Below are 13,180 nucleotides of genomic sequence, written 5' to 3'. Positions count from 1 at the left end.
TGCGGCGCACATGCCTAAGTTTCGGATCATCTGACCGTCGCCCCTGCGGTACGGCACGATCCCCCGACATGCGACAGCCCGAGCGAAACGGAATGAGCGAAAGACAGGTATCGAGTGTGACGCCGCTGCGCCGGCGCGGCAAGTGCCCGGAATGCGGCAGGCTCTCATCCAGGCAGTCTTTCCCGTTCTGCTCGCAGCGCTGCAAGGACGTCGACCTGAACCGGTGGCTGTCCGGGAGCTACGTCATTCCGGGCGAGCCGCTGGACGGGCAGAAAGACGACGAGGATCGCGGCTGACACCGCGCCCCGCCGGAAACATCGGCAGACACTTCGAATGCGTCCGCCCGCCTCGCTTTCCGCCGAAGGTTCGGCCCCGTTCGCAGGCTCGTCGTACCAGCCCCACTGAGCCGAAACGATTGCCCGGATTTCTGTCACGGGAGCGCTGGACAGGGGCGAATCCCGTGCTATAACCCACCCGCTTTCGGGCCGATGCCCGACGATGCCGCGGCGGTCCACGACCCTCCGTCATCAGGCCCAGGTAGCTCAGTTGGTAGAGCATGCGACTGAAAATCGCAGTGTCGGTGGTTCGATTCCGCCCCTGGGCACCACCCACCCTTCTCCGCTCTGAACATAGCATCTCCTGCATTGTTCATTTTCAAGTAGTTAGGCGGGTCGAGCTGCTCATTGCCGCTCACCGCCGAACCTTGCAACGCATCGATTTGTGGGTAACGGTTTGGGCGTTACCCACACGCCTGCGGAGCGTTACCCAATGACCCTGTCGGATTTCTCGCTCAACATTGCCGGGCTGATCAGCGTGCCACTGCTGGCAGGCTGATGAGAGGATCATCGCCTTAATTGGCTGACGCTTTCCAGCGTCATCTAGCGGGCGCGCTGGACAGCCCATTCGTCATTCTGCTCCAGCAGGAGTGCACCGATAAGGCGGATGATGGCTTCGTCGTAGGGGAAGATGCCGACCACGTCGGTGCGCCGCTTGATCTCGCCGTTGAGCCGCTCGATCGGATTGGTGCTGTGGAGTTTGGCCGGGTGCTCCTTGGGGAAGGTCATGTAGACGAGAACTTCGGGCTCGGCGTCGTCGAGGATGGAAGCGAGCTTGGGCACCTTGGGCCGGATCTGGTCGGCGACGGAGCGCCACTGGGTGGTGGCGGCCTCGGGCGTCTCCTGAGCGAGGGCAGGTCGCGATGAAGGCGGAGACGACGCGCCGGCCGCTCTTGCCGGCATGCGCCAGCACGTTCCTCATGAAGTGGACGCGGCAGCATTGCCAGATAGCGGAGAGAACGTTGGCGGCGGCGGCTTCAGGCCCTTCATAGGCATCGGAGACGGCGAGCTTCACGCCGCGCAGGCCGCGGCGCGTCAGCTTGCGCAGGAACTGGGTCAAGATCGGCTCGGCTTCGGACGTGGCGATCTCCATGCCCAGCACCTCGCGCTGCCGTCTGTGTTGACCGCGACGGCGATGATGACGGCGACCGAGATTATGCGCCCACCGCGACGCACCTTGAGGTAGGTGGCGTCGATCTACAGATACGGCCAGACCTCGATGGGGCGATTGGGGAAGGCCTTCACCCTCGGGTCGAGCCCGAGGGCAGGCTAGTGCCGTCGATCTCCTCACACAGCCGCAACACTTGGCTCTTGAAGATGCGGCTCATACCCATGGCCTTGACTAGGTTATCGAGCGAGCGCGTAGAGATGCCCTGGACATAGACCTCCTGGATCGCCGCCGTCAGCGCTTTCTCGGCCATGCGGCGTGGCTTCAGGAAGCTTGGGAAGTAGGAGCCCTTCCTCAGCTTCGGGATGCGCAATTCGACGGTGCCGGCACACGTCTCCCAGTCTCTGTCGCGGTAGCCTCTGGTATCGGGCCGATGCTAGGTCTCTTACCCCTATCGCGACCAGTAGAAGCAGCTCTTGACGACGCCGTACAACGGGTCGCCAAAGGATTGGTTGTCGCACATGACCCCGGCACGGACTTGTCGGCGCTCGGCAAAGGTTCCGTTTGCTCCATACCGCACCGTAGCGCCGTGGGGGGCATCGCAGAACTCATTCTCACGCGCGCAGAAAATCCAGTTCCCAGACTGCCTGGCGCGCCCGCCAGTGCACTGTCTCACGAGACGCTTGATGTTTTGCTCCGCGCCGTTGACGCTGCTGCGGGAATTTTGCAGGCACCAACTGTAATGCATAGCATAGACGTTGTGGACTCCGCGACCGAAGTCGAGGCATCCTTGGTTGGTTTTCAGCGCGTTTTCTACGATCCCTGAAACTTCCGACGCATAGTTGCGGCAAAATCTGTCGTCAGACTGTGCGAAGGCATGCAAAGATGTTATAAGCACTCCGAAAAATGTAAAGCATACTATAACAAGGCGCATTATTGTTCTCCTCATTCAAGTCCCTAAGATTGGATATGTCACGCATTGTCTAAGATGATTTCTTGCGCACTGCATGGCATTGCAGATCTTCCGATATGTAGGAGCGAAAGAAGGTGGTTGTTGCTTGACCGGGACATCACGGACAATCTGGTGAGTTGTATCCAGGCAAATTGAGATAGCCGCACACCGTGGCGGCGGCCAACGGTGGCCGCCGCCGCCCGGCCAGCCCGGGCTACTCGACGCAGAGCTTCCAGGAGTCGTGGCCGAGGTTGGCGACGACCTGCGGGTCTTGATTCTGCAGCGGGCCGCGGCAGCGGCCGTCGGTGTTCCAGCGACCCATGTATTTGTAGGGATCGCTGCCGAAGCTGACCCAGACCTCCGAAATGTCGTTCTTGTCGGTCTGGATGATATAGTTCGGCTCGCTTCCGAACGCGTCGTAGATCAGCTCCGCCTTGGCGTTGCCGACTGTCGGCGTCAGCGTCGCCGCCATGCAGCGATAGCTCGCGTAGTCGGTTTGGCAATTGCCGACGAACTCCTCGCCGCGCCGGTTCGGGTCCGGCATGCGCGGGGCACCGCTGGCCGACCTGACCGGGGCCGGGGGCTGCGCGGATGCCATGGCGCGCTCCGGATTGCCGCGATTGGCCACGCATTCCTGCACTTTGAGCGGGGCCGCCGAAGTTCCCTTGAGCTGCATTTCGTACCAGATCTCGCCAAGATGGATTTCCATCCGGTTGCCGCTGGCGATCGCGTTGTACTCGCCCTTGTGGGGCCACAGGATGACCCATTCGCCGCTGCCCCAGCCGCTGATCCCCGACTTGTGCCCGTCGACATCGAACGTGCCGTAGGGCGTTTCGCCGGAGAACCGGTGCTTGACGGCGATCTGCCATGGGGGGACGCGTCGTAGCCGAACCGCCAGGTGAGGCCCGGCAGTTCCATCTCGGCGGCGCAGAAGGCGAAACCCTGGTCGGTGCTGCCCGAAAAGACGTTCCAGCCGCGCACTTCGGCGTAGAAGTCGCCTTGGGTTACCTCGGGGTCATCGACGATGTTGAAGCTGTCGTCGCCCATCGCCGGTGCCTGGGCGAGCGCGGGGGCGGCAAGACACAATGCGATTGCGCCGGCGAGCCAGCGGACGGAAGCTATCATTACAGTAGCCTTTCGTGGATTAGGGTGATTTGGTCACATGCCGAGAGAACTGTGCGCGGATGAGGCACGGGTTTGCCGTTGGTTCGTCAACCTTCGTGGCCGGGCTTGGGTGTCGAAGGTCGTCTCGCCTGGTTGGCGGCAATCCGGACCATTGCGCCCGGAGCCCGCTGTCGCATCGATGCGTCGAGCCGAGGTGCCAGTCTTTTTTGGCTGCGCATAATGTGGTCAAGCACAGGGCCCTATTGTCGTCGCAACATCAGGGTCCGGATCAGGGGTTTCTTTCGCTGACTGGTTAGTTGCCTACTAGCCTGCCATCGTCGTTATGAATGTCCTGCAGCTCGGTCCGCGATTCCCGATATTGACCGTTTCTCGTCCGACAGTTGCCGTTCAGCGTTACGGATGCATTGTTCACGTCGAGCCAGTACTGATCGCAGCTGCGCTGGAAGGATGAGTTCTCGTACCCGTTCCTCACGAGATATCCGTCATCGTTCTGGTAGCCCAGAAGGGGCAGCTCCGCCGGGTGGTAGCGGCCCTGCCGGTCCCGGCACTGGGCGAAGAGATAGACCTCGCCGCTGGTCGCCTCCATCCTGACGTCGGTGCATGACCTCTGGAAGCTCGACGAGGCCGCGTGCGAGGTTCCGACGCCGAGAAGCAGGAGGCCGAGAGATGCAAGCAGCAGACGCATTTGGGGGTTCCTTTCGATGGTTTGAGAGATTGGTGTGGTTGGTGTCGGAGTTTGCGGACGTCGCCCGGGCGGCCACCATCTGCGAAATCAGGTGTCGTGGCGATCGATCTCGATCGTCGGTTTCGGATCATCGACCGTCGGCGTGCTGGCCATTCCGAAGTGCAAGGCCGCGTCGGCGAGAGACCGGGGCTGCGGCGGAAGGGCTTGCGCGGTGCGGCCGGATCGTTCCACGCATTCCTGCACCTTCAGTGAGGCCGCCGTCGCACCCGACAGCGAGAAGTCGTAGTCGAATTTGCCCACGCCCAGAACGGCGACCCTGCCACGGCGGATGCCGTCGAGCTCGGCCTGCCCGAGCCAGGCGATTGTCCAGCCGGCACGCGCGATGCCGGAAATGAAGTCGCCCCCGCTTCTGTAGCCGTGGCCGGAGCCGGCGCCGTCGATCTGCAGCGTGCCTTCCCAGCCCAGCCTGGAATCGACAGGTACCGCGAGTTGCCACTGCATGCCGTCCCAACCGATGCGAATGGCCGAGCCGTCGCTCCGCCGAGTCTCCGCAACGCAGTTGGCGAACGACGAGCCCGACCTGGCGGCGAACACTTGCCATCCGCGGCTTCGGGAGTAGGAATACTCGCCCTGCGGCTGGCCGGCGACGTCGTAGCCGCCATAGTCGTTCTTCCCCCTGGGGCCGACCCGTGGGCCGGGTTGAACCTCCGCGATGCCGGGCTTGCCGCCACCGCCCGCGCAGGCCTCCAGCAGCTTGATGGCGCGGGCGGATCCGCGCAGGGAATAGTCGGGTCCCTCGGGGTCGAGATTGAGATTGATGTGTCCGCCGCTCTCCATCGCAGCGATAAGGTCGCGGCCGGCGGGAGCCACCGCGACATTCTCGATCTGCTCGAACCGCAGGTTGAACGGCCTTCCGTCCACCAGTACGGGCGTGGGCTGCACCTCGTAGATCCGGTAGTCCGTCCAGATCTGCCAGTTGCGTCCGTCATAGGCGATGGCGAAGAGTTCGCCGAATGTAGGCTGGTGCTTCCGTTCGTACATGATGGCGCGACAGCTCCCCGGGGCCTGCGGCTCGGTGAGGATCGTGAAGTTGCCAGCGCGTCCGAACTCCCGAGTCTGCGCGTGTGCCGAAGGCTGTAAAGCAAAGATCGAGGCGAGGAGCGCGGCAGCCCCCGCGATGGTCCGGATCGATTGGTTCTTGGTGAGGATATCGCCGTCCATGGTCGTTTCTCGCAACTGGTTATTGCTGGCGGTTCGCGCTGGCCTGGTTCGTTGGATTTTTCGGAGCCGGCCGGGCCGGTCGCAGACTGCTGCCGTTCCGGTGAGGCAACCATCCGTGTTCTTGACCGAGCGGACTTTGGCCGAACTGAGCGGGAGCAGTCGCGGCGCCTGCTGGCAAGGCGCCGGAAATCGGGAGGTCATCAGCTCACGGCATCGCCTCGGGCATGCCGGGCGGTGGCATCGAGGACGTAAGGGCGTTCCATGATCGATACACACAATGCGTGCGTGTGCCCGCGACCAGCCTTACCGCGGCCGCCGGCGCGGTTGCGTGTACAACGAGAGACATCCCTCACCCCAAGACCTAAAGCCGCGGCCTCCATGCCGCAAGCGTCCCTTCCTGTGGCAAGTGGATGTTAGAGTTTCAGGATATATGCGCATACCCACATGTGGTGAAGCGGCGCATTTTTACGGTCTCGCGGATCGTTCTCTCAATGACGGGAAGACCTGGCCATCGTGGCTCAGCGCTCTTGCGTCAGAGAGCGGCAGCGGTCTGCCGGCCGGTCGCCTTCATCCGGTCAGCCAGGATCGCCGCCAATACGCCCTGCCAGTGGCTATAGAACAGGAGCTGTCCGGCGCCGCTCACGATCTCGAGCGACGTGCCCGGCACTTCCTCGGCGAAGGTCAGGCTTTGCGACAGCGGAACGATCCTGTCCTCGTCTCCATGCAGGATGCGGAACTTGTGGGGCGTGCCGCGGGCCTCCTCGGTGAAGTCGGTCTGGACAATCAGGAGTTCCGGGTATAGGGCGTCCATGTGCAGCCGAAGCGCATCGACGCAACCATGCGCGATGAGATCGAGCGTCTCCGGGTTGCGTACGGCACTGGAATCCGCGCCGCCATCCTTGCAGGCATGGGCAACGAATTCGTTGGCGAAGCGGCTGTCCATGCAGGCGACCATTGCCCAGGCAGCGACCGGCACCAGTTGCGGCAGACGGCGGGAGAGCCGCAGCATGAAGCGCTGCCGCTGCGGGGTTTGCCCGATCCACTCCTCGCGCCAGATCGGACCACGGGAGATTCCGATAAGCTGCGAGACCGCCTCTGGGAAGAGCCGCGCGAAGCGCAGGGCAAAGGGTGCTCCGGTGGAGTGGCTGACCATCGTCGCGCGGCGCAGGCCAAGTTGCTGCATGAGTTCGCGCAGGTCCTCGGCGGTCCTGGTGATCAGTTCGTCCTGCCCGAGACCTGTCAGCGGATCGGACCGGCCGAAGCCCGGGCGGAAGGGGGCGATGACCCGCAGCCCCTCCTGGTGCGCGCGCACGATGGCAGCCGAGGGCAGTTCCACGCCGTAGGGAACGTTGTGGAAGAGGATGACAGGCGTGCCGTCCGCTGCGCCCTGTTCGAGATAGTCGAGGCTTCTTCCGTCGCGCAGGACTATCCTGCGCCGGAGCTTGACCGGCGCGGTCTCCAGCCGAACCGTCGCGGTGGTCCGGCCGGTGGGCGCCGCGGTGAGGATGCCGGCGGCGAAGCCGCACAGCAGGCGCACGAGTTCCGGGAGGTGGCGCACCGAGGTCTTGCTCTTGATCGACTTGATCTGCGTCCTGACGGTGTCCATCGAGGCCGAGCGGCGCTTGGCGATCTCGGCCGGCCGCAATCCGCTGGCCAGCATCACCGCTACCTGCGATTCGGCTGCGGAGAGACCATAGGCCTCGCGAAACAGGCGCACCGACGTGTCGTCGAAACCGAAATCGACGACCGAGACCAGAAACAGTTCCTGCATTCCGTCGACCAGGCTGGCGTCGATGCCGCTGATCACCATGCGGCCGGGGCCGCCCTGCGACGCATCGATGAAGCCCGCGAGGGTGAGCGGTTCGATCGCATCCTTTCTATTCAAATGTTTCCTGATCTGGCCGCGCGTCGTCTCGTCGCGCACGAGATCGTCCAGGTTGGCGGGCGCTCTGCCGTGCCTCGCCACCGCCATCCGGTTTGCCGCGAGGACCTGCTCGGTCCTGGTCATGATGCAGGACGGATTGGATACTGACTCGACAATGGCGCCGAGCTTCTGGTCCTGCGTCACCGCCTGGCCGATGCGCCTCTGGATGTTGCGGGCGATGTCGATATGGGCGAGCGCGACGCTATCGACCGCACCCGCCTCTCCGCCTGCGGCGATGGAGCTGCCCTGATCGGGAAAGATGAGGGCGTCCAGCCGGTCGAACGTCGCTTCGAAATCGTTGGGCGAGAGGGTAGCGGCGTAGATCGCGGCAATCAGCTCATGATTGCTCGGCATCTGACTGCATCCTTCGACGAGGGCTATGCATACGACGCTTTTCCATACGCCGCCGACCGTCTAGTTGCGGTTGCATCTCGAAGCGAGATTCCTCGACAAACTTTTTCATAGTCTTGCCGAACGGCGAGGTGCGACGCAATGCCAGCATGGCAATTGCCAGACCGTTCACATCTTAACGATTGTCTGCATTCCATACCAGATTAAACGGTCTTGGCAACGCTATGCCCTTGGGGCTGATGCACGGGATTGCCTACTTGGACGGGTGTCGCAACGGGCGAGCCAGATGCCTTGATCTGCATCGAATAAGAAGCCGAAACACCGGTTTGGCCTTTGTGGCGCGTAACTCTGAGGGTAACAGCATTTCCAGCGCCAATTGAATGCTTTATCAAGTCAATGAGTTAGGTGGTTTCTGCGATCCGCCCCTGGGCACCATGACTTCTCCTCCCTGCTGACATATCTGCTGTTGACTCGGCGATCGCGATCCCGGCGGATGGCCGGAACAGCTCGCGCGTGGGGAGGCTTGTTCTTGCTCGATGCCATCGGATCCCATTCCCCAGCAAGGGATGCCGGCTGCGATCTCGTGATCTTCGATTGCGACGGCGTCCTGATAGACAGCGAGGTGATCAGCGCGCGCACGCTCATCAGGCAGTTGAGCCTCGTCGGCGTCGAGGTCGACTTCGCGCACGTCCAGAAACATTTCCTCGGCCGCTCCTGGGCCAAGGTCGCGGCCGAAATCCGCCAGACGCACGGGCTCGATCTCTCCACCGACTTCGAAGGCAACTACCGCTCCGAGCTCCTGAAGGCCTTCGAGACCGAACTGATGACCATGCCGGGCGTCGAGCGGGTGCTGGAGAACATGGCGGTGCCCTTCTGCGCGGCCACCAGCAGCAGTCCGGCGCGGGCCAGGCGTTCGCTCGAGATATCGGTGCTCGCGCCGTTCTTCGGGGATCGCGTCTTCACCGCCTCGCAGGTCGAGCACGGCAAGCCGGCGCCGGATCTCTTCCTGTTCGCCGCCCGCGCCATGGGCGTCCCTCCGGCGCGATGCCTGGTCATCGAGGATTCGCTCGCAGGCATCGCCGCGGCCCAGGCGGCCGGGATGGCGGTGTGGCGCTTTGCCGGCGGCAGTCACTGCGAGCCGCTGCATTCTAAGGTGGACGCGGAGCTCGTCGGCGTGCCCGCCTTTGACAAGTGGGACCAGTTCTTCCAGATGGCTCCTGGACTTGGCCGGGACGAGCGGGAATCTTCGGGGACATGAGCGCGAAGGCGGATACGGAGAGCAACCGGCTGGACGACGCGGCGCGCGCCGGCTGGCTCTACTACGTCGCGGGCAACACCCAGGACGAGATCGCTCGCAAGCTCGGCGTTTCGCGCCAGTCGGCCCAGCGCCTGGTGTCGCTGGCGGTCAGCGAGCGGCTGGTCAAGGTGCGGCTCGACCATCCGATCGCGCGCTGCATGGAGCTCAGCCACCACCTTCGGGAGGAATACGGCCTTCAGGGCAGCGAGATCGTGCCCAGCGATCCCGACGCGCCGTCCTCCATCGTCGGTCTCGCCCAGGCCGGCGCGGCGGAGATGGAGCGGCACCTCAAGTCGAAGCATCCGAGGATCGTCGCGATCGGAACGGGCAGGGCGCTTCGCGCCTGCGTGGAACAGCTTTCGCCGATGGACTGTCCGCAGCACCGCATCGTCTCGCTGCTCGGCAACATGATGTCGGACGGGGCGGCGACCGCCTACAACGTCGTCATCCGCATGGCCGACAGGGTCAACGCGCGGCACTATCCCATGCCGCTTCCCGTCTATGCCCGCTCGGCGGAGGAAAAGCGCATCCTGCACAGCCAGGAACCGGTCCACAACATCCTGGAACTCATCCGCCAGGCCGACGTCACCTTCGTCGGCATCGGCAACATGGACATGAACGCGCCGCTCCTGATCGACGGCTTCCTGACCCGCGAGGACATCCGCGCGTTCACCCGTGCAGGTGCGGTCGGCGAGATCACCAGCTGGGTCTACGACGCGGAGGGCAGGGTAATCGAAGGGCTCGTCAACGACCAGGTCAACAGCGCCCCGCTGCGCGCCAACCAGACCAACCCTGTTTACGGCATAGCGGCCGGCGAGCAGAAGGTGGCCGCCATCCGCGGCGCCATGAAGGGTGGCCTGATCAACCACCTGATTTCGAACGAGCACACCGCCGAGCTTTTGCTCAAGGCGTAGGCAAAATTTCGATACGTATAATGTACTGATTTTACAGGGATAATTTCGTCTTGCTACGCGATATGGGTCTAGTGGGCTCATCAGGCGCTTGACACGACGCGGTACGGGTGTGAATATTTGCCCGTAAGCATAGCAATTGCTCGCCTTACGATCCTTGGGAGGAAAACATGCACTATCTCACCCGCGCCCTTTTGGGCGCGTCGGCGCTGTCGCTCGTTTCGACCGCCGCCCTTTCCGAGACCATCACGATCGCGACCGTCAACAACGGCGACATGATCCGCATGCAGGGTCTCACCGACGACTTCACGAAGAACAATCCCGGCATCGAACTCGAGTGGGTCACTCTCGAGGAGAACGTGCTGCGCCAGCGGGTCACGCAGGACATCGCAACCAAGGGCGGCCAGTTCGACGTGATGACCATCGGCACCTATGAAGTGCCGATTTGGGCGAACCAGGACTGGCTCCTGCCGCTGGACGACATGCCGGAAGGCTACGACATCGACGATCTCCTGCCGGCGGTGCGCGATGCGCTGTCGGTCGATGGCACGCTCTATGCCGCGCCGTTCTACGGCGAGTCCGCCATGGTCATGTACCGCACCGATCTTGCCGAGAAGGCGGGCGTCACGATCCCTGCCCAGCCGACCTGGTCCGACATCATGGCGGCGGTCAAGGCCATGACCGACAAGGACAACGAGGTCTACGGCATCTGCCTGCGCGGCAAGCCCGGCTGGGGCGAGAACATGGCATTCATCACCGCCATGGCCAACAGCTACGGCGCCCGCTGGTTCGACATGGACTGGAAGCCGCAGTTCGACAGCCCCGAGTGGAAGTCGGCGCTCGACGACTATCTCACCATGATGAACGAGTACGGCCCTCCCGGCGCCTCCTCGAACGGCTTCAACGAGAACCTGTCGCTGTTCCAGCAGGGCAAGTGCGGCATGTGGATCGACGCGACGGTCGCAGCCTCCTTCGTGACCGACCCGAAGGACTCCACCGTGGCCGACAAGGTCGGCTTCGCCCAGTTCCCGGCCAAGGAAGGCATGGACAATCGCGGCAACTGGCTGTGGGCCTGGAGCCTAGCGGTCCCGGCGTCCACCGATTCGGCCGAAGCCGCCAAGAAGTTCGTCGCCTGGGCGACGGGCAAGGGCTACACCGAGTTGGTCGCCGCCGAGCAGGGCTGGCGCTCGGCGCCTCCCGGAACGCGCACCTCGCTCTACGAGAACCCGGAGTACCAGAAGGCCGCGCCCTTCGCCGAGATGACGCTGAACTCGATGAACGCCGCGAATACGCAGAAGTCCTCCGTGCAGGACATCCCCTACACCGGCGGACAGTTCGTCGCGATCCCTGAGTTCCAGGGCATCGGAACCTCGGTAGGACAGCAGTTCTCGGCAGCGCTCGCCGGACAGGTCAGCGCCGACCAGGCCCTGCAGAGTGCCCAGCAGCTCACCGATCGCGAGATGCAGAAAGCCGGCTACCCCAAGTAGCGGCTCCTCCCGGCGGGGCCGGCTCCCAGCGGGGCCGGCCACCGTCCGCCGATCTCATCCGCCCACGGGGTTGCTCAGATGGCCACCGCTCACTCCCGCGCCGCCGCCAGGCTCATGATCGCGCCTGCCGTCATCCTGCTGCTCGGCTGGATGGTGGTGCCGCTGTCGATGACGATCTACTTCTCGTTCCTGCGCTACAATCTCCTGATGCCGGGAACCGAGGAATTCATCGGCTTCCTCAACTACCGCTTCTTCCTCACCGATCCGGCCTTCTTCGAGGCGCTCACCAACACGCTGCTTCTGGTCGGCGGGGTGCTCCTCATCACCACGGTCGGCGGCGTCGCGCTCGCCCTCCTGCTCGATCAGCCCTTCTGGGGGCAGGGCATCGTGCGCATCCTCGTCATCGCTCCGTTCTTCGTCATGCCGACCGTCTCGGCGCTGGTCTGGAAGAACATGTTCATGAACCCGGTGAACGGCCTCTTCGCCTGGATGGCGAAGGTCGTCGGGCTCGAACCGTTCGATTTCCTCGCCCATGCGCCCCTCTTCTCGATCATCCTGATCGTCGCCTGGCAGTGGCTGCCTTTCGCGACCCTGATCCTCCTGACGGCCTTCCAGTCGCTCGATCAGGAACAGCTGGAGGCGGCCGAGATGGATGGCGCCGGCTTCGGCAGCCGTTTCGTTTGGATCATGCTGCCGCATCTGGCGCGCGCAATCACCGTGGTGATCCTGATCCAGACCATCTTCATCCTGTCCGTCTTCGCCGAGATCCTGGTCACCACAAACGGTGGCCCCGGCTACGCGTCGACCAACATCACCTACCTCGTCTATGCGCAGTCTCTGCTGCAGTTCGACGTCGGCGGCGGCTCGGCCGGCGGCATCGTGGCCGTGATCCTTGCCAACATCGTCGCGATCTTCCTGATGCGGATGATCGGCAAGAACCTGGACGCCTGACCATGGCCCGCGCTGTCTCGACCCGCCGTACCGCCGCCATGACCCTGGTGGCCTGGACCATTGGCATCCTCATCTTCTTCCCGATCCTGTGGACGGTGCTCACCAGCTTCAAGACGGAAGCCGAGGCGGTCGCCACGCCGCCCTCGTTCATCCTGTTCGACTGGACGCTCGAGAACTACACCACGGTGCAAGAGCGCTCGGACTACTTCCGCCACTTCTGGAATTCGGTGATCCTGTCGGTCGGCTCGACCGTCATCGGCCTCATCATCGCGATCCCGGCGGCCTGGGCCATGGCCTTCGTGCCGGGCAAGCGGACGAGGGACGTCCTGATGTGGATGCTCTCGACCAAGATGCTGCCGCCGGTCGGCGTGCTGATCCCGATTTACCTCATTTTCCGCGACACCAACCTGCTCGATTCGCGTGTCGGCCTAGTCGTGGTGCTGATGCTGATCAACCTGCCGATCATCATCTGGATGCTCTACACCTATTTCAAGGAGATCCCCGGCGAGATCCTGGAGGCGGCGCGCATGGACGGGGCGACGCTGTCGTCGGAGATCCTCTACGTGCTGACGCCGATGGCCATTCCCGGCATCGCCTCGACGCTCCTCCTGAACATCATCCTGGCCTGGAACGAGGCCTTCTGGACGCTGAACCTGACGGCGGCCAAATCCGCGCCACTGACGGCCTTCATCGCCAGCTATTCCAGCCCCGAGGGGCTCTTCTACGCCAAGCTTTCCGCCGCCTCGACCATGGCGATCGCGCCGATCCTGATCCTCGGCTGGTTCAGCCAGAAGCAACTCGTGCGCGGCCTGACCTTCGGCGCGGTGAAATAG

10 protein-coding genes, 1 tRNA gene and 1 pseudogene are annotated in these 13,180 nt (G+C 63.5%); 7 read left to right on the top strand and 5 right to left on the bottom strand.

The annotated features are described in order from the left end of the window. The first annotated feature begins 92 nt into the window (after positions 1 to 92). Both yacG and BSQ44_RS18650 read left to right on the top strand, forming a co-directional pair. Positions 93 to 296, top strand: a complete 204-nt coding sequence (gene yacG, locus BSQ44_RS18655; RefSeq protein ID WP_083534812.1) for a DNA gyrase inhibitor YacG — start codon at positions 93 to 95, stop codon at positions 294 to 296. A 235-nt stretch (positions 297 to 531) separates the two neighbouring features. Further along, a tRNA-Phe gene (locus BSQ44_RS18650) sits at positions 532 to 607 on the top strand. A 201-nt stretch (positions 608 to 808) separates the two neighbouring features. Here BSQ44_RS18650 and BSQ44_RS18645 read toward each other — a convergent pair. The 5 genes and pseudogenes from BSQ44_RS18645 to BSQ44_RS18620 form a co-directional block, all read right to left on the bottom strand. Continuing rightward, a pseudogene (locus BSQ44_RS18645) lies at positions 809 to 1,861 on the bottom strand (IS256 family transposase); the annotation flags it as partial. A 748-nt stretch (positions 1,862 to 2,609) separates the two neighbouring features. Next, positions 2,610 to 3,104 (bottom strand): hypothetical protein, encoded by a 495-nt coding sequence (locus BSQ44_RS18635; protein WP_072606629.1) that lies wholly within the window; start codon positions 3,102 to 3,104, stop codon positions 2,610 to 2,612. A gap of 708 nt (positions 3,105 to 3,812) precedes the next feature. Then, positions 3,813 to 4,205, bottom strand: a complete 393-nt coding sequence (locus tag BSQ44_RS18630; RefSeq protein WP_072606628.1) for a mannose-binding lectin — start codon at positions 4,203 to 4,205, stop codon at positions 3,813 to 3,815. A gap of 87 nt (positions 4,206 to 4,292) precedes the next feature. After that, a complete protein-coding gene (locus BSQ44_RS18625) occupies positions 4,293 to 5,426 on the bottom strand; it encodes a hypothetical protein (RefSeq protein WP_072606627.1) in 1,134 nt (377 codons plus the stop codon). A gap of 532 nt (positions 5,427 to 5,958) precedes the next feature. After that, a complete protein-coding gene (locus tag BSQ44_RS18620; RefSeq protein ID WP_072606626.1) occupies positions 5,959 to 7,704 on the bottom strand; it encodes a bifunctional helix-turn-helix transcriptional regulator/alpha/beta hydrolase in 1,746 nt (581 codons plus the stop codon). A gap of 526 nt (positions 7,705 to 8,230) precedes the next feature. Between BSQ44_RS18620 and BSQ44_RS18615 the strand changes: the two genes are divergently transcribed. From BSQ44_RS18615 to BSQ44_RS18595, 5 genes are all read left to right on the top strand, one after another. Beyond that, on the top strand, positions 8,231 to 8,959 hold the full coding sequence (locus tag BSQ44_RS18615) for an HAD-IA family hydrolase (protein WP_210187884.1): 729 nt from the start codon (positions 8,231 to 8,233) through the stop codon (positions 8,957 to 8,959). Further along, on the top strand, positions 8,956 to 9,912 hold the full coding sequence (locus tag BSQ44_RS18610; RefSeq protein WP_072606625.1) for a sugar-binding transcriptional regulator: 957 nt from the start codon (positions 8,956 to 8,958) through the stop codon (positions 9,910 to 9,912). Before BSQ44_RS18615 ends, BSQ44_RS18610 begins: the two co-directional genes overlap by 4 nt. 167 nt (positions 9,913 to 10,079) lie before the next feature. Then, positions 10,080 to 11,396, top strand: a complete 1,317-nt coding sequence (locus tag BSQ44_RS18605; protein WP_072606624.1) for an ABC transporter substrate-binding protein — start codon at positions 10,080 to 10,082, stop codon at positions 11,394 to 11,396. Between the two features lie 78 nt (positions 11,397 to 11,474). Next, positions 11,475 to 12,347: a carbohydrate ABC transporter permease gene (locus BSQ44_RS18600; RefSeq protein WP_072606623.1), complete on the top strand. Its 873-nt coding sequence runs from the start codon at positions 11,475 to 11,477 to the stop codon at positions 12,345 to 12,347. A gap of 2 nt (positions 12,348 to 12,349) precedes the next feature. Beyond that, complete coding sequence (locus tag BSQ44_RS18595) at positions 12,350 to 13,180, top strand: carbohydrate ABC transporter permease (RefSeq protein ID WP_072606622.1); 831 nt, start codon at positions 12,350 to 12,352, stop codon at positions 13,178 to 13,180.

The sequence above is a fragment of the Aquibium oceanicum genome, assembly GCF_001889605.1.
Lineage (GTDB): Bacteria > Pseudomonadota > Alphaproteobacteria > Rhizobiales > Rhizobiaceae > Aquibium > Aquibium oceanicum.
Note: the sequence above shows the minus strand (reverse complement) of the source record. Positions and strands in the feature narration are given on the sequence as shown.

Coding starts and splice junctions, on each gene's coding strand:
- BSQ44_RS18595 (WP_072606622.1), top strand. CDS start 12,350: ATGGCCCGCGCTGTCTCGACCCGCCGTACCGCCGCCATGACCCTGGTG.
- BSQ44_RS18605 (WP_072606624.1), top strand. CDS start 10,080: ATGCACTATCTCACCCGCGCCCTTTTGGGCGCGTCGGCGCTGTCGCTC.
- BSQ44_RS18625 (WP_072606627.1), bottom strand. CDS start 5,426: ATGGACGGCGATATCCTCACCAAGAACCAATCGATCCGGACCATCGCG.
- BSQ44_RS18630 (WP_072606628.1), bottom strand. CDS start 4,205: ATGCGTCTGCTGCTTGCATCTCTCGGCCTCCTGCTTCTCGGCGTCGGA.
- yacG (WP_083534812.1), top strand. CDS start 93: ATGAGCGAAAGACAGGTATCGAGTGTGACGCCGCTGCGCCGGCGCGGC.
- BSQ44_RS18635 (WP_072606629.1), bottom strand. CDS start 3,104: ATGGAAATCCATCTTGGCGAGATCTGGTACGAAATGCAGCTCAAGGGA.
- BSQ44_RS18620 (WP_072606626.1), bottom strand. CDS start 7,704: ATGCCGAGCAATCATGAGCTGATTGCCGCGATCTACGCCGCTACCCTC.
- BSQ44_RS18600 (WP_072606623.1), top strand. CDS start 11,475: ATGGCCACCGCTCACTCCCGCGCCGCCGCCAGGCTCATGATCGCGCCT.
- BSQ44_RS18610 (WP_072606625.1), top strand. CDS start 8,956: ATGAGCGCGAAGGCGGATACGGAGAGCAACCGGCTGGACGACGCGGCG.